13 protein-coding genes are annotated in these 17,388 nt (G+C 32.2%); 6 read left to right on the top strand and 7 right to left on the bottom strand.

Annotated features, from left to right (window positions below; genetic code table 11):
- Positions 1-71: 71 nt before the first annotated feature.
- The 5 genes from WNY78_RS01370 (at position 72) to WNY78_RS01350 (ending at position 9,748) form a co-directional block, all read left to right on the top strand.
- A complete protein-coding gene (locus WNY78_RS01370) occupies positions 72-1,919 on the top strand; it encodes a tetratricopeptide repeat protein (protein ID WP_342871384.1) in 1,848 nt (615 codons plus the stop codon).
- A 220-nt stretch (positions 1,920-2,139) separates the two neighbouring features.
- The gene (locus WNY78_RS01365; protein WP_342871383.1) at positions 2,140-2,454 is read left to right on the top strand and encodes a hypothetical protein; all 315 of its coding nucleotides are present in this window, start codon (positions 2,140-2,142) and stop codon (positions 2,452-2,454) included.
- Positions 2,455-3,046: 592 nt separating this feature from the next.
- Complete coding sequence (locus tag WNY78_RS01360; RefSeq protein WP_342871382.1) at positions 3,047-7,891, top strand: hypothetical protein; 4,845 nt, start codon at positions 3,047-3,049, stop codon at positions 7,889-7,891.
- A gap of 24 nt (positions 7,892-7,915) precedes the next feature.
- Entirely contained in the window at positions 7,916-8,737 is an 822-nt protein-coding gene (locus tag WNY78_RS01355; RefSeq protein ID WP_342871381.1) for a T9SS type A sorting domain-containing protein, read from the top strand.
- A gap of 114 nt (positions 8,738-8,851) precedes the next feature.
- Positions 8,852-9,748: a serine/threonine protein phosphatase gene (locus WNY78_RS01350; RefSeq protein WP_342871380.1), complete on the top strand. Its 897-nt coding sequence runs from the start codon at positions 8,852-8,854 to the stop codon at positions 9,746-9,748.
- Between the two features lie 118 nt (positions 9,749-9,866).
- Here the strand turns inward: WNY78_RS01350 and WNY78_RS01345 are convergent, their stop codons facing one another.
- From WNY78_RS01345 to WNY78_RS01330, 4 genes are all read right to left on the bottom strand, one after another.
- Positions 9,867-10,199 carry a ferredoxin gene (locus WNY78_RS01345; RefSeq protein ID WP_342871379.1) on the bottom strand — a complete coding sequence of 111 codons (333 nt, stop codon included), beginning with the start codon at positions 10,197-10,199 and terminating at the stop codon, positions 9,867-9,869.
- A gap of 44 nt (positions 10,200-10,243) precedes the next feature.
- Positions 10,244-11,311, bottom strand: coding sequence for an NAD(P)/FAD-dependent oxidoreductase (locus WNY78_RS01340; protein ID WP_342871378.1), 1,068 nt, complete (start codon positions 11,309-11,311; stop codon positions 10,244-10,246).
- A 234-nt stretch (positions 11,312-11,545) separates the two neighbouring features.
- Entirely contained in the window at positions 11,546-11,788 is a 243-nt protein-coding gene (locus tag WNY78_RS01335; RefSeq protein WP_028871363.1) for a NifU family protein, read from the bottom strand.
- Positions 11,789-11,791: 3 nt separating this feature from the next.
- A complete protein-coding gene (locus WNY78_RS01330; RefSeq protein ID WP_342871377.1) occupies positions 11,792-12,928 on the bottom strand; it encodes an Mrp/NBP35 family ATP-binding protein in 1,137 nt (378 codons plus the stop codon).
- 194 nt (positions 12,929-13,122) lie between these two features.
- Between WNY78_RS01330 and WNY78_RS01325 the strand changes: the two genes are divergently transcribed.
- Entirely contained in the window at positions 13,123-15,711 is a 2,589-nt protein-coding gene (locus WNY78_RS01325; protein ID WP_342871376.1) for a T9SS type A sorting domain-containing protein, read from the top strand.
- On the opposite strand, the gene WNY78_RS01320 is transcribed toward WNY78_RS01325, so the two are convergent.
- From WNY78_RS01320 to trmB, 3 genes are read right to left on the bottom strand one after another with little or no spacing between them, the layout of a single operon-like run.
- The gene (locus tag WNY78_RS01320) at positions 15,712-16,041 is read right to left on the bottom strand and encodes an MGMT family protein (RefSeq protein WP_342871375.1); all 330 of its coding nucleotides are present in this window, start codon (positions 16,039-16,041) and stop codon (positions 15,712-15,714) included. It lies immediately after the preceding gene.
- Positions 16,038-16,673, bottom strand: a complete 636-nt coding sequence (locus WNY78_RS01315) for a LysE family transporter (protein WP_342871374.1) — start codon at positions 16,671-16,673, stop codon at positions 16,038-16,040. The genes WNY78_RS01320 and WNY78_RS01315 overlap by 4 nt, the downstream gene beginning before the upstream one ends.
- Position 16,674: 1 nt before the next feature.
- Positions 16,675-17,349 carry a tRNA (guanosine(46)-N7)-methyltransferase TrmB gene (gene trmB / locus WNY78_RS01310; RefSeq protein ID WP_342871373.1) on the bottom strand — a complete coding sequence of 225 codons (675 nt, stop codon included), beginning with the start codon at positions 17,347-17,349 and terminating at the stop codon, positions 16,675-16,677.
- Positions 17,350-17,388 lie beyond the last annotated feature (39 nt).

The raw sequence follows: 17,388 nt of genomic DNA, 5'->3' as shown, positions 1-17,388 counted from the left end.
AATACTGAATCTGATTTTTTTCTTTGCTATAAAGGAGAATAAATTATCTTTAGAGAAAATCCATAACCCTTTTGAAATTTTACTTTCTTATTATTTTTCTTTCTTGTTGTTCTATACTAAGTGCCCAAAATGAACACATCGTTGATAGTTTAACACAACTTATCCAACAGAATAAAGTACAAGACACATTAAAAGTCAAAGCTTACAATGATTTAGGTATTCAGTATGCGCGTTCAAATCCTGACCTTGCAAAAGAGTATATTAACTCTGCTTTAAAATTAGCTACAAAAGCAGATGCTAAACGAGGTGTTGCTGGTGCCTATAACTGTTTAGGGATTGTTGATTACTATCAAAAAAATTATGATGATGCATTACTGAATTTTCAAAAAGCGCTTGAAATTAATAAAGAATTAGAACATCTTTGGGGACAAGCTGCTGCATTGAACCAAATTGGTGCAGTATATAACCTTAAAGATGATTATAATGCTGCTATAGAGAGTTTTGAAAAAGCAGGAGACATCTTTAAAACCATGAATGACACGCTTGCATGGGCCAAATCTATACAAAACATTGGCCTCTCCTATTCGCGAATGGCACATCACGAAAAATCTATAGAATATTACCTTAATGCAATAGAAATTTACAAAGGAATTAATAATCAAGAAGGAATTGCCAGAGTATATGTATCTATAGCAACCATTTTATATAAACAAAAAGACTGTGAAAAATCACTGGAATATCTTAATAAAGCCCTTCCTATAGTAAAAAATACAGGCAATACTGATTTGTTATCTACCATTTCAAGAAAAATGGGGAGTAATTTTACTCATCTAAAAGACTATGATAAGGCGTTGTACTATTATCAAGAAGCTCTAGATTATCATAAAGACACTGATAACAAGAAAAAAACGCGCTCTATTATTTCCCATTTAGGACTCACTTATTACCACATGCAAGACTACAACAAAGCCTTGCAACACCAAAAAGAGGCTATAAAATATTATACTTTGGGCGCTAATCATAAAGATAGAGCTAGAGTTAAGAATGAAATTTCCAAAACCTACTTAAAACTTAATCAGCTTAATCAAGCAACTCATCACGCAACCAAAGCTCTTGAGATTTCACAACCCATTGGATATTTGAAAGGACAAAAAAATGCCTATTATACACTTGCCATGATTGCTAAGCAGCAAGGAGAAAATCATAAAGCACTGCAACTTTATATAGATTATGAGATCTTCAACGATTCCTTATCAGTCCAAGAAAATCAGCAAAAAGTAAGACAACTAACTACTATTTACGAAAATGAAAAGCGTAATGCTGAAATCATAAAACAAGACGCAGAAATTAAACTTTTAGAAAGTGATAAAGCAATTGCAAAAGGCAAACAAAAGACATTATATACAATTCTAATCGCTTCATTTTTGCTCATGATTGGTTTAATCTATTACTTATTAGAAAGAGCAAAACGAAAGCGAAAAATCATTGCTGACCAATTAATACGTAGCAAGCAAGAACTTAGTGATTTCACCAAACAACTGCTTATAAAAAGTAAGGAACAAGATGTCCTTAAAAAAGAATTTGAAACCTTAAAATCTTTATACGGTGAAAAAGAAGAACTGGTAGAACTTCAAGAACTCGCCGATTCTAAAATTTTAACCAATGACGATTGGGATGATTTCAAAGCTAAGTTTTCAAACGTATACCCTCACTTTTTTATCAACTTCAAAAACAAAGGTTTTAAATTTTCAAATGGTGAAGAGCGTTTAATTACTTTAGAAAAGTTAGAATTAAAAACTAATGAAATTGCAAATATGTTGGGTATTTCTTCTGAAAGCGTCCTTACTGCAAGATATAGACTTCGTAAAAAATTAGATGCACCTAAAGAAATGGAGATTCTCACTTTTTTGGAATCCTAATTTTACATTTCATATATCAATTAACCACATTTTCGATTATATCACTTTATACATTTGGTAATAATACACCGTATAATTAGCCAATAGTTAGGAAACTATAATTGTCTATGCTTTTGTCTATACTCTTTTATCGTTTTATTGAATCATTATTCATCAATTTGATTCAAAGCCTTTGATAAGTTCAATTCATTACTGTTGATGGCATTATAATTCTAAAACTATGGATAAGAAGAATGATACTATATACACAACAAAAAAACGTCTAATTAAAACAATACTTTCAATCAATAACTCCACATTTATAGATTGGGAGACGATTAGAGAAGATTTTAATACAGTTTATCCCAATTTCTTTACAGCAATTCTTATAAAAGACATCGATCTTTCAACAAAAGAAGAGCACTTTGCAATGCTAGAAAAATTACACATCAATACACATACCATCGCAAGAGTATTAGACATTTTACCTGATAGTGTATATACTAATAGATATAGATTGAATAAAAAATTCAAGAAAAGTGATATGTACAGCTAACATTTGACAAAATAACGAATATTCAAGATATTGAAATCCAGTGATTTAAATAACTGTCTATACTTTTGTCTATGCTATTTTCTAGTTTTATTAGATCATTATGCTGCTATTTGTTTCAATCAAGCTAAAAAAATTCAATTGATCACCATGGGCTCTGTTTTCTGAAATGTATTCTAAAAAGGAAAATAATAAGGGAATAACAATATTTAAGACGCTATTAATCGACGAAGAGGGAGTTACTATTTATTTAGTAGCTCCTTTTTCAATTTAGGTAAATTTCCTTTGGACATTTCTTATAAAAAAACAACTCCCTACCAAAAAAGCACGTTTTGTATAACTCTAAAAATTACAATCTAATGAAAAAAGCGAGTGCAAAAATATTTATACAAATAGATATAGATTAAACAAAAATCAACAAAAAAGATACACACCACCAACATTCAACGAAACACTTAGAGGCATAAGGCGCTAACATATAGATAATTAACAAAGTGTCTATGTTTTTGTCTATACCGCTTTTAGCAATTAAACAGGATGTTGCAACTACATTTGAGATAACACAGCAAAAAACTATTAACCAAAACTATTACTCATGAAAAAAACAATTACTCTTTTAATCTTTATGCTAAATCTCCTTTACTCGGGAACAGTATTAGCACAAGTTCCTATAGTTACTTATAATTACCCATCACTAGATGATGGCTTTCATTTTAAGGTAACAACCACTATTGCAAATGAAACTTTTACAATACCTACCAATGGTACTGGATATAATTATCTAGTGTATTGGGGAGATGGAGGCTACCCTATAGAATATAGTGGTAATGTAACACATACATTTACTAATGCAGGAACGTACTTAGTGGAACTAGTGCCATATAATTTTACTGTAACATACTCAAATGTTGGAACTACATTATATGAAACTTGGAATCCAGATTGGACAGGGTTCCCAGGAATTTACTTCAATAATACAGGAGATAAAGATAAAATAGTATCTATAGAGCAGTGGGGAAATGGCATATGGAGCAAAATGGAAAATGCCTTTTATGGTTGTAGCAATATGGTAAATAATGCTACAGATACACCTGCTGAAATACTTAATTCTATGCAAAATATATTTAAAGATGCTAGCCAGTTTGATGTTAATTTAGGTAATTGGCCAGTAGCAAATTATGTTACAAATTTAACGGATGCGCTATCATATTCTGGTGTAAGCATTACTAATTATGATAGTACACTTATTGGTTGGGCTTCACAAAATGTCAACTCAGGTTTAAATCTAGGAGCAGATGGATTGTTTTATTGTAGTCCAACTGCACAAGCTGCAAGAAATACTTTAATTAATGATAAAGGTTGGACCATTACTGGTGACATACAAGATTGTGGAAGTATATATACTTATATACCTGATCACAATTTTGAACAGGCACTTATAGAAGAAGGCTATGATTCTGGCCCTCTTGATAATCTAGTATTAACAGCAAATATTAATACCGTAACCAGCTTGGATGTTAATGGCAAAAACATTTCGGACCTTACAGGTATTGAAGCCTTTAGTGCTTTAACATCTTTAATTTGTAACAACAACCAACTTGTAAACTTAAATGTATCACAAAATACAGCTTTAACTACTTTAAACTGTTGGGAAAACCAAATAATAAGTTTAGACTTAACCAATAATTCAGCTTTAACATTCTTGATATCTACTACAAATCAAATTACAAGTTTAGATTTATCACATAATAATAATTTAAATAATATCTGGGTTGGAGACAATCCGCTTACAAGTTTAATTATTAGTCCTAGTTTAATTAATCCAGTTACTGAATCTTATTCAGATATTTCATTTATTACTCTCTATACGCCAAATTTAAATTGCATAGATGTCGGAATAAATCCTATTAACGGTCAATCTAATGTTAATAATGCTGCTGCATCTTGGACAGCTATAGATGCTGCAAGTTCTTTTAGTGTCGATTGTAACTATCAAACCTATGTGCCAGACAATAATTTTGAAGCCTATTTAGAAGCAAATGGTATGGGTAATGGTATTGCTAATGATGATTATGTATCTACACTTAATATTAATACGGTACCATCCTTAAATGTTTCTGGCGAAAACATCTCTAATCTTACAGGAATAGGTGACTTTAGTGCTTTAACATCTTTAATTTGTAACAATAACCAATTAATAAATTTAAATCTAAGTTCAAATACTAATTTACAGACTTTAAATTGTGCTGACAATCAACTTACAAACCTCAATATTTCGCAAAATACATCGCTAACAAGCTTAACATGCAGTAACAATGCACTAACGAGTTTAAATGTAATATCTAACACCTTGTTACAGACTATAGATTGTGGTACCAACCAAATAACAGATCTAAATGTTTTACAAAACAACCAGCTGTTAAATTTAACCTGTAATAACAATCAATTAGTAGATTTAGACATTAGCGAAAACAAAGCATTAACCAGTTTTAATTGTAGTAATAATCAATTAATAGCTTTAAACGCAAAAAGCAACTATAACACCACATTATCGGTCTTTGATGCTACAGATAATCCGGCTTTAATATGTATCAATGTAGATGATTCAGTATATTCAGAAACAAACTGGACCAATATTGATCCCGTAACTAGTTTTAGTTTAGATTGTGAGAACGCTAATCTACTAACCTATATACCTGATAGTAATTTTGAACAACGTCTAATAAATCTTGGGCATGATTCTGGACCAATAGATGGTTATGTAGTAACAGCAATTATTAGTGCCATACCTTCTTTAAGTTTAAACCAAGCAGGTATTAGTGATTTAACAGGATTAGAAGATTTTACGAGTTTAACCTATTTAAATTTTATGAATAACAGTGTATCAAGCATTGATGTAAGTCAAAATACAATGTTAACAGAACTATGGATGCGTTTTAATCAAGTTAGTAGCTTGGATGTTACACAAAATATTAATTTATCAATTCTTGTTTGTGGTAGTAATCAATTAACCGAGTTAGATCTTTCTAAAAATGTAGCATTAACACAATTTACTTGCGAGAATAACAATATAACTACTATTGATATAAAAAATGGTAACAATCATAATGTTTCTGGTATATTTTTTCAGGTTACTAATAATCCCATAGAATGCATAAATGTTGATGATGTAGCATTCTCATCTGCATTTTGGTCATATGTTCCTGATTCTTATTTTAGTGAACATTGTGATACTTATAGTACTTATGTACCAGATGATAATTTTGAACAAGCACTTATAACTCTTGGGTATGATTCTGGTCCATTAGATAATTATGTCTCAACATCAAATATTAACACTATAGAATCTCTAGATGTTAATTCACAAGGAATTACAAACCTCACAGGTATAACAGATTTTACAGCATTAACGTCTTTACTTTGTTATAATAATGACTTAATAGCATTAAATGTAAGCCAAAACACAGCCTTAACAACTCTAGAGTGTGATGGTAATGACATCTCTAGTGTAGATTTAAGTCAAAATACTGCCTTAACACACCTCTGGGCTGGATCAGATAATATATTAACCAGTTTAAATCTTAAAAATGGCAATAATGCGAATTTAAACTTTTTAAATATCAATAACACTCCTAATTTAACTTGTGTTCAAGTAGATACACAAACTATTGCAGAAAACTGGAATAGTAATGTAGACCTGCCCGCGACTTTCGTCAAAGACCCACAAACTTTTTGTAGTACAGATTGTACGAGTATAACTTATGTGCCAGATAATAATTTTGAAGCATATTTAGAAGCTAATGGTATGGGTAATGGTGTCCCTAACGATGATTATGTATTAACAACAAATATTAACACAAAACCTACGTTAAGTATTGGAAACCTTGATATTGAAGATTTGACAGGTATTGAAGATTTTGTAGCTCTACAATCCCTATACTGTCAAGTTAACAACTTAACCAGTTTAGACCTGAGTCAAAATCTTGCAATAACGGTATTGTATGCTAACAGCAATCAATTAACAAGTCTTAATCTTGGTAGTAACACGAATTATTCTCAATTCGGTGGGCTTAATACTTATAATAATCCTGATTTACTATGTATCAATGTGGAAGAACAAGCTACTGCAGATCTTTGGAATGACAATTATTTTGATAATGGAGAAGGCAGTTCTTCTATAGACCCTCAAACTGTTTTTAATACAGATTGCTTTGATTATTTAAATACCTCTATACCAGACGCAAATTTTGAAGCGTATTTAGAAGCCAATGGTATAGGTAATGGCATCGCTAACGATGGCTATGTATCCACATCAAATATTAACACGATACTATTTTTAAGTGTACCTAATCAAAACATAAGTGACCTAACAGGCATTGAAGATTTTACAGCATTAACAGCATTACTATGCTACAATAATCTATTAACAGCATTAGATGTAAGTCAAAATACAGCATTGGTTCGTTTAGAATGTGATCAAAATAATTTGGAAACTTTAAATATTGCAAATGGCAATAACACAAATTTAACCATCTTATGGCTTGAAGACAATACAGATTTAACTTGTGTTACAGTAGATGACCAATCTATTGCAAGTGATTGGAATAATGATATTAATTTACCAACAGACATATTTAATGTAGACTTCCAAACTGCTTTTAGCACCAATTGTGGTGAAGTTACTTTAGAAGCCAAAGCCTATTTACAAGGTGCGTTTATGAATCCTAATACAGGTGAGGAAACACTTATGCGTGATGATTTACGTATGTTAACAGACTTTCCGTTAACAAGTCCTTATGGTGATGGTTTAACCATTACTCCAACAGAACTTACAGTTTCAGGTCAAGATGCTATTGTGGATTGGATATGGGTAGAATTACGTGATGATGCAACAAATACAATAGTTATAGCATCACAATCAGCCTTATTACAACGCGATGGTGATATTGTAGATATAGATGGTATAAGTCCAATTGTATTTGCACAAAATGCGAAACATTATAATGTGGTGATTAATCACCGTAGCCATTCTGGTATTATAACAGCAGATAGACAGCCATTCCCTAAAAACCAAGTACAAAACTTTATGGATAGTTCAACAACTACATTAGGCTCAAATGCACAGGTTAACATGAATGGTACGATCGCACAATGGGCTGGTGACCTTAATAATGATGGTAAGATTCAATTCTCTGGTGCTGATAACGATGCTAATGCACTTAAAACTGTAATTCTAGCAAATGCACCTTTACCTTTAATAACTTTTACTGTAAGTGGGTATTTTAATAGCGATATCAATCTTGATGGTGTATCTAGGTTCTCAGGTTCCAATAATGATACAAATATCATTAAGGGCATTATTTTAAACCATCCTGCTAATCAAATCTTTGGTTTTCCAACTTTTACAATTTCAACTCAAGTACCACCAATAAATGATTAATTATTATAGATAAAATCTAAAACTATGAAACATTTTTATACACTTATTTGCTTATCCTTTTTAACACTTACGGGTTTTGCCCAAAACAGTGACACTTCTGGTGAACCAGCTGGCTACACCTTTGGTATTGTACAAAATGTAGGATATAATTTCTCTGTGATTGCTACACCAAATTTCGATACAACAAACTCTGATGTGTCAGATATTGGTTTTGCACTTATGCTACCTGCAGGCAATGCAGATGTTACAAACGTAACAGCGTTTAATACTAGAGCCTGGACCGTGACACAAGTAACTCAAGCAGATTTTCAACTTTTTGGAGCAGACAGCAACAATCGTGATGGTTTTGCAATGAACTTACCTCCTGGGCAAACTATATTATCTCACACTGCAGGTACTCCTTTTGTACTTGTCTCTTTTGATATTAGTAATTCACCCACCAGTGGTATGATAGAAATCTTAATTAATACAGACCCAATTGCCATAGCTTTAGGTGGTGCTATTGATAGTTTTTATAATACAAACCTTCTAGACAGCGGTACAAATAACTATTTTAGTGGTATTACAACTGGTCAAGAGAGTTTTATGTTTAACTCATTGAGTATTGATGAGGTAATGTTAGAAGATTCTAGTATTACTATATATCCAAATCCAACTTCAGATGTTATTAATATTATAACGACTACTGAAATTGATACCATCGAATTATTTGATGTCACCGGAAAACGCGTATTATCAAAATCTCAAACTAACAAAATCAAAGTAAATCACTTACCTATTGGTGTATACTTACTTAAAGTGTACTCAGCTAGAGGGAGCTTTACCAAAAAGGTAGTGATCAATTAGTGCTATTAGTTAATTAGGGAAAGCCTCTCATTTTTGAGAGGCTTTTGTATTTATAGGTATGACCTTCTATTCAACTTTAAATTGTGTAAATTAGTGGTTTAGAACTATATATTAATGTCTTCAAAAACTCGTCTCAATAGAGCCTATAAAACGGCCAAGCACATTTCTTTTAATGATGATTCTAAATTTATTTTATTTAGCGATTGTCACAGAGGAGATAACAGCTTTGCTGATGATTTTGCTAATAATAGAAACATCTACTATCATGCCTTAAAGTATTATTATACTGAAGGTTTTGACTATTGCGAACTTGGTGATGGAGACGAATTATGGGAAAATATTTCGTTTGATTCCATCTTGAATGCTCATAAAAATGTGTATATGCTTATGAAACTATTTCATCAGCAAGACCGTTTACATATGATTTGGGGAAATCATGATATGGTGTATCGTGACCCAAAATATGTAGAGAAGAATTTATCAACTTATTTTGATCCAAAAATTGGTGAAGATGTAGAATTGTTTTGTGATCTTAAATATCATGAAGCTGTGGTGTTGAAACATTCTGAAACTAATCAAGAATTATTTTTAACTCATGGTCATCAAGCAGATTGGTGGAATTACATCTTTTGGAAATGGAGTCGATTTCTGGTTAGAATACTTTGGAAACCATTAAATGTTATGGGAATAGCAGACCCAACTAGTCCAGCAAAAAATTATAAAGAATTAATAAAAGTTGAACGTCGCACCAAAAAGTGGATTTCTGAAAATAACAACCTCATCACTATTGTAGGTCATACGCACAGACCTCGTTTTCCAAATCCTGGTGATATTGCTTTTTTTAATGACGGAAGCTGCGTACACCCTAGAAGTATCACAGGAATTGAAATTGAAAATGGCGAAATTTCACTCATTAAATGGCAAATTGCTACTACTGATGATGGGACTTTAAAGATTGTTAGAGTGTTATTGGAAGGACCAAGAAAGTTGATTGATTATAAGACGGATTGAATGAGTTCTATAAATCAGAAGGAAGTAAGACTGTTGATTCTAAGAATTAAAAAAGAGATTCTTCGCTTGCACTTCGACTGCGTTCAGTGTGACACTCTGAATGACAAAAACTGAATGTTTACGATTCAGGAGCTAATTCAACTTCCAAACCTTCCATCTCTGGTCTCATTTGAATTTGACAACCTAAACGACTATTATCTTTAACATAAAAAGCTTCGCTTAACATCGCTTCTTCATCGTCTTGCATTTCTGGTAATTCTGTATCGCTTAAAACGTAGCACTGGCAAGAGGCACACATAGCCATACCACCACAAATACCTATGGTTCCTTCTGGAGCTAATTCGTATGAACGAACGACTTCCATTAAATTCATAGCCATATCTGTTGGTGCTAAAACGTCGTGAGTTACACCATCTCTGTCTGTAATTTTTATGTTTATGTCTTGTTCCATTGAAAAAAGTAATTAGTATCTAGTTGATAGTAATTAGTATTTTATTAATCTATCGCTTTAATAACTGCCTTAGGCGCTTCTTTACGTGTCCCATCAAAACCATCAACTCCTGCAACTGTTGTATATTTTAAAACATAACGTTTTCCTGGGTTAATAATTTGATAAGCAGATTGACACATTAGTGTAGCCTCATGGAAACCACATAAAATTAATTTTAGTTTTCCTGGATATGTATTAACATCACCAATGGCATAAATTCCTGGAATATTGGTTTGGTAATCTAAAGCGTTATTAACTACAATAGCATTTTTTTCTATCTCCAATCCCCAATTTGCAATAGGTCCTAATTTTGGTGACAATCCAAAAAGCGGAATGAAATGATCACATTCAATCTCATACTCTTTATCAATATGTTTATCCTTAGATTCTTTAACAACAACAGCCTCAACTTTATGGTGTCCAACAATATTAATAACCTCTGCAGGAGTCACCAATTTTATCTTACCTTTATTTTTTAGTTCTTGAACTTTTTCTACGGAATCTAAATGCCCACGAAATTCATTTCGTCTATGAATTAAAGTCACTTCACTGGCTACATCACTTAAAAAGATACTCCAATCTAATGCAGAATCTCCTCCTCCAGCGATTACAACTTTTTTATCTCTGTAAATCTCAGGATCTTTAATAATATACTCAACACCTTTATCTTCAAACGAAGTAATATTTGAAATGAGTGGTTTTCTAGGCTCAAAACTTCCTAAACCTCCTGCAATAGCTACAACAGGAGCTTGATGTTTTGTTCCTTTATTTGTGGTTACAATAAATGTACCATCTTCTTGTTTTTCTATGGTTTCTGCACGCTCACCTAAAGTAAAACCAGGTTCAAATTGCTTGCATTGTTCTAATAGTTTATCTGTTAAATCTCCAGCCAAAATTTCTGGATATGCAGGAATATCGTAGATGGGTTTTTTAGGGTAAATCTCTGAACATTGTCCGCCAGCTTGTGGTAAAGCATCAATTAAATGACATTTTAATTTAAGTAATCCAGCTTCAAAAACAGTAAAAAGTCCTGTTGGTCCAGCTCCAATAATGAGTATATCTGTTGTAATCATCTTATTATTTTGAAAGCAATAATCTCATGATTTATACTTTCTTTTTAATTTAAAACCTACAAAGTTTTAAAAACCTTGCAGGTTGTATTCGTTTATCTTTAATTACGACAAAGTTCTATAAATTTAATTCTAAATTTTATGACATTTATCAGTTTGCGTGAAGGATTGAACGGTCTGTTTGAGCTCCTCGCAGAGAGCGAGTAGTGAAAGCCTGACCCTTGTGGTCACGCCCTACTAAGCTTCAATATTAATGACATGTTCTATTTGAGGTGCGTACTTTTTAATCGTCATCTCTACACCAGACTTAAGTGTCATTTGATTTACACTACAACCAACACAGGCGCCTTGTAATTGAACTTTTACCAATGTATCATTTTCTATTGACAGTAATGAAATATCACCTCCATCACTTTGTAAAAACGGACGAATTTCATCTAATGCTTTTTCAACATTTATTCTTAACTCTTCTGTACTCATCTATTATTTTTTTACTGCTGAACATCCAGCCATAGTCGTTATTTTAATTGCCTCTGTTGCAGGTAAGTTCTCGTTACGTTTAACGACTTCTTCAACTACATTTTGAGTTAATTTCTCAAATGCCTTTTCTAATTTAGTTGCGGTTTGTAAAGCTGCTGGTCTACCAACATCTCCTGCTTCTCTTATACTTTGTACTAAAGGTAATTCTCCCAAAAAACGAACGCCTAAATCATCGGCAAGATTTTTTGCGCCTTCTTTTCCGAAGATATAATATTTATTATCAGGAAGCTCATCTGGTGTAAAATATGCCATATTTTCAATGATGCCTAATACTGGTACATTGATACTTTCTTGTTGAAACATCGCAACACCTTTTTTAGCATCTGCGAGCGCTACATTTTGAGGCGTACTAACAATGACTGCTCCTGTAATTGGGAGTGATTGCATGATACTTAAATGAATATCTCCTGTTCCTGGAGGTAAATCTATGAGCATAAAATCTAATTCTCCCCAATGTGCATCAAAAATCATTTGATTTAACGCTTTTGCTGCCATTGGTCCTCTCCAAACAACTGCTTGATCTGGTTTTGTAAAAAAGCCAATCGATAACATTTTAACTCCGTAGTTTTCTACAGGACGCATTTTTGACTTTCCATCAACATTTGTTGCTAATGGTCTTTCTAGTTCTACATCTAACATGATTGGCATTGATGGACCATAAATATCTGCATCTAAAACACCAACTTTAAAACCCATTTTTGCTAAGGTCACAGCAAGATTTGCTGTAACAGTAGATTTACCTACACCTCCTTTTCCTGAGGCTACAGCTATTATGTTTTTTATACCAGGAATTTCTTTTCCTTTAATTACATTAGGAGCAGATTTTGTTGGTGCATCTACTTTTACATTGACCGTAATTTTCGCTTTTTCGTAGACCAATTTGTGGATGGTTTGCATGATTTCCACTTCGGTTTTCTTTTTAGCTTGTAAACTTGGATTTGTAATTGTTATATCAACAATAACCTCATCTGCAAAAGTGACAACATTAGTTACTGCGCCACTTTCTACCATATTTTGTCCTTCTCCAGGAGCAGAAATGCTTTCCAGTGCTTTGAGTATGTCTTGTTTGTTTAGTTTCATAGTTATATGAGATACTAGTGAAAAGTACTAAGACTTAACTTCATATCTATTAAGATTAATTCTAAATACAAAGATACAGTGAATAGTTTAGAATTTGAAACGGTTTTATTGAAATGATTTATAGCACAAATGAGTAAGGCTATACTTATATATTATTTAAAAAACGTAACTTTAATCTCCTGAAAACCAACTTTATGAAAAATTACTACGCATTACTTGCTGCACTTTTGATGTCGTTTACTATTAATTCACAGATTATTGATATTCCTGATGCTAATTTTAAGAATGCGTTGGTGAATACACCTTGTGTTCAAATTGCCGGTAATATTGCATATGACGCAGATGAGAATAATGATGGTGAAATCTCAATTGCTGAAGCTGAGGCAGTAAATAATCTTAAAATAGAAAATCAAAACATTTCATCATTGGCAGGAATTGAACACTTCGTGAATCTTACTAGCCTATATTGTAGGTTTAACGAACTTTCAGAATTAAATTTAAGTTCATTACCAAGTTTGTTTAGATTAGAATGTGATAACAATCAATTAAGTGAATTAAACATTACCAATTCTCCCTTAACGAGACTGATTTGCTATAATAATGAACTCACTGACTTAGATTTAAATACCATGCCATTATTGGAAAGCTTAAACTGTAGTAATAATGAATTAACACAATTAAGTATGTCGGCAACAACAAACTTAGAGAGCCTAAGTTGCAATGACAATCAATTGACTCAATTAAATGTAGATTCATTAACAAGTTTGTGGTCATTAGAGTGTAATGACAATTTGTTAACTCAATTAAACATAAATGCATTAACAAACCTAAATTTCGTTCTATGCGGTAATAACCAACTAAATGAAATTGTTATAAATAATCTACCAAATCTCGATTATTTTGACTGTAGTGGCAATTTTTTGACATCTATTGACCTTTCTGGACAAAATTCATTTAGCCTATTAAATTGTTCTGATAACAATTTCACAACTTTAGACCTTTCAGGTTTAGATACAATATGGAGTCTTGGAGCAAGTAATAACCAACTAACATCTATTATTCTTTGTGATGTAATGGAGTCTGTTTGGGTTGACGGCAACTTTCTTACTGAATTAGATTTAAGTAACATCCCAATGCTTGATGGTGTTTTTTGTGAAAACAACTTACTTACTACTTTAGATATTAGCAATAATCCTGTTATTGTTAACTTGTATGCCGACAATAATGAATTCACCTCTTTAAACTTAGGTGCTGCAGAAAATTTGTATTGGCCAGGCGATGTGTTTTTTGATGGTAATCCAAATCTCTCTGTTGTTTGTACAGTTGAAGATAAATTTGATGAGGTTCAATCTAAATTAACAGAATATGGTTATTCTGATTGTACCATATCTTCATATTGTTCGTTTGAGCCAAATAGTGAATATTTTATCGTACAAGGGCAAACTTCATTTGACTTAAATAGTAATGGTTGTGATATTTCAGATGCTTTCGCTACAAATCTAGAGTTCAATATTTCAAGTAATGATTTTTACGATTCGTTTTATTCCAATTCACAAGGTGAATTTGATTTATATATCAGTTCTGGTTCACATACCATAACACCTACACTCCAAAATCCAGACTATTTTACGATATCACCAACTGAGATTATAGTGTCGTTTCCAACAGACACAAGTCCTTATACGCAAGACTTTTGCATCACACCAAACGGAACCCATAATGATTTGGAAATTACATTAGTTCCAATTGATGATGCACGTCCAGGCTTTGACACAGATTATAAACTTATATTTAAAAACAGAGGCACAACACCATTATCTGGAAGTGTAGAATTAACATTTCAGGATGACCTTATGGACTTTGTTTCAGCGTCTCCTTCGGAAAATTCACAAGCTCCAAATTTACTCTCTTGGAATTTTACTGATCTAACGCCTTTTGAAAGTCGCGATATAGATATTACTTTTAATATTAACACACCTACAGAAACACCTCCTGTAAATGGTGATGATATTTTAGCGTTTACAGCTACGCTTAATACTACTGAAACTGATGAAACACCAGAAGACAACACATTTACACTAAATCAAACTGTTGTAAACTCCTATGACCCTAACGATAAAACCTGTTTAGAAGGTGATTTTATCACACCAGAACGTATAGGCGATTATGTACATTACATGATTAGATTTGAAAATACGGGTACTGCCAATGCTATAAATGTTGTGGTTAAAGATATTATCGATACTTCAAAATATGATTTATCTACACTTGTGCCTTTACATGCAAGTCATGATTTTGTGGCTAGAATAAAAGACAACTCTCAAGATCACTATATAGAATTTATTTTTGAAAATATAAATCTTCCTTTTGATGATGCTAATAATGATGGTTACGTCGCTTTTAAAATCAAAACTTTAAATACGTTAGTTTTAGGAGATACTTTTGAAAACGAAGCCGAAATTTATTTCGATTTTAATTTCCCTATTATTACCGATAGTGCACAAACTACTGTAGCTACTTTAAGTACGGATGATTTTGAATTAGCAAACAATGCAATATTGTTGTATCCTAACCCAACAACTCATATTCTAAATTTAGATTCAAAACACGCTATTAAACACATAGTTATTTACGATATTTTTGGTCGAGTTATAAAAGAGATTGCTGTTATTGGTTCAAAAACTGAGCTAAATATGTCTACTGAAAGTTTAGCTTCTGGAAGTTATTTTATTAAAATTAAAACTGGGCAAGGTGATAGTGTACAAAAGTTCATTAAGAATTAATCACAACTCCTTCATAGGATCCCAAAAAACAGATTCTAAATCTTGGATTTGATTCTCGATAACTACAATGCCTTCACTTTCTAAAAGTTGTTGCATGAGATTTGTACCATCAAAATGATGCTTTCCTGTAAGTAATCCTTTTCTATTCACGACGCGATGTGCAGGAACATCTTTTCCATGAGAACCATTCATAGCATAACCAACCATTCTAGCACTACGCTTAGCTCCTAAATAATTTGCTATAGAACCGTAGCTGGTTACTTTTCCGTAGGGAATCAACTTAGCAACCTCATAAACGCGATCAAAGAAATTTAGGGTTTCGGGTTTCATTTTAGATGATCCATTAAAATATTTATAAGGGTAATTAATGCTACTATCGCAGTAATTGCTCCTATAATATAATTCATGTTTTTTTGTGATGTCAGCTTTTTATTACTGATTTTATCAAAAAAGAAAATATAAACATACAGCATTATAAATGTTCCTGTTGTGGCACCAGAGCAATACGTAACAATACTCATTGCATCAAAAGCAAACCAACCAAAACCTGCTATGGTAATAGTCATATAAGCTTGATACGGAATTGGAAACACATTTATTGCAGATAAAAACAGTCCTTGAAAAAAGCGACTCTTTTTACTTTTTGCATGAGGTTCAATATCTGGTTTAGGGTTAGATTTACTAAGAAACAGAAAATAGATAGATAGCAGCACAAATATTACAAATGCTACACCTCTCAAGATTTCAACAGTATTTGGATGATTGCTTAAATATCGTGCAAACATAGCAGCAATATACGTTTGCAAAAAAACAATTAGACACACACCTATTGAAAAAACAAACCCACGATTGTGTCCTTCTTTAAGACTAATTTTAGCAGCTGTCATATTAAGTAGACCAGGTGGAATCACACCTACAAGTGCAATAATTACTCCCAGAAAAAAAATAACAGTGGTACTCAAATTATTTTATTTTAAACCTAATATACGTAATTGGTTTGTTTTGTTCTAAATATTGAGATTCATAGTAGGTTTGAATACTCGTTACCTCTTCTGGGCTACCTTCTTGCTTATACACATTATGATTTGCATATAAAATCTCGTGACCTTCACCTTGCAAAAGACCTAGTGTATAGCCATGCATAAACTCGCTATCGGTTTTTAAATTTACAAAACCTTCTGGTTTTAAAATGGTTTTATAGCGTTTTAAAAACTGAGAGTTGGTCATTCTATGTTTTGTACGCTTATATTTTATTTGAGGATCTGGGAATGTAATCCAAATTTCATCTACTTCATTCTCTGCAAATACAACATCTACTAACTCAATTTGAGTGCGTATAAAAGCAACATTAGGAATATTCTCTTCTATAGCTGTTTTAGCTCCTCTCCAAAAACGTGCACCTTTGATATCGATACCTATAAAATTTTTCTTCGGAAATTTCTTAGCTAACTCTACCGAGTACTCACCACGACCACAACCTAATTCTAAAACCAACGGATTATCGTTTTTAAAAACACTTGATCTCCAATTACCTTTTAATTTGTATTGTGCATCAACTAATTCTTCTCTTGTTGGCTGAAACACATTATCAAATGTTTCATTTTCTTTAAATCGCTTGAGTTTATTTTTACTTCCCACTACTTCTTTTTAACAATTTGTTATTTTTACTTTAAAGTG

Origin of the sequence: Psychroserpens sp. AS72, assembly GCF_038900375.1 — a bacterium.
GTDB lineage: Bacteria > Bacteroidota > Bacteroidia > Flavobacteriales > Flavobacteriaceae > Psychroserpens.
This window is presented reverse-complemented; position numbering and strand designations above follow the sequence as displayed.

What these genes read in the sequence shown, in the direction of transcription:
- WNY78_RS01365 (WP_342871383.1), top strand. Translation starts at nt 2,140, where the DNA reads ATGGATAAGAAGAATGATACTATATACACAACAAAAAAACGTCTAATT.
- WNY78_RS01360 (WP_342871382.1), top strand. Translation starts at nt 3,047, where the DNA reads ATGAAAAAAACAATTACTCTTTTAATCTTTATGCTAAATCTCCTTTAC.
- WNY78_RS01355 (WP_342871381.1), top strand. Translation starts at nt 7,916, where the DNA reads ATGAAACATTTTTATACACTTATTTGCTTATCCTTTTTAACACTTACG.
- WNY78_RS01350 (WP_342871380.1), top strand. Translation starts at nt 8,852, where the DNA reads ATGTCTTCAAAAACTCGTCTCAATAGAGCCTATAAAACGGCCAAGCAC.
- WNY78_RS01345 (WP_342871379.1), bottom strand. Translation starts at nt 10,199, where the DNA reads ATGGAACAAGACATAAACATAAAAATTACAGACAGAGATGGTGTAACT.
- WNY78_RS01340 (WP_342871378.1), bottom strand. Translation starts at nt 11,311, where the DNA reads ATGATTACAACAGATATACTCATTATTGGAGCTGGACCAACAGGACTT.
- WNY78_RS01335 (WP_028871363.1), bottom strand. Translation starts at nt 11,788, where the DNA reads ATGAGTACAGAAGAGTTAAGAATAAATGTTGAAAAAGCATTAGATGAA.
- WNY78_RS01330 (WP_342871377.1), bottom strand. Translation starts at nt 12,928, where the DNA reads ATGAAACTAAACAAACAAGACATACTCAAAGCACTGGAAAGCATTTCT.
- WNY78_RS01325 (WP_342871376.1), top strand. Translation starts at nt 13,123, where the DNA reads ATGAAAAATTACTACGCATTACTTGCTGCACTTTTGATGTCGTTTACT.
- WNY78_RS01320 (WP_342871375.1), bottom strand. Translation starts at nt 16,041, where the DNA reads ATGAAACCCGAAACCCTAAATTTCTTTGATCGCGTTTATGAGGTTGCT.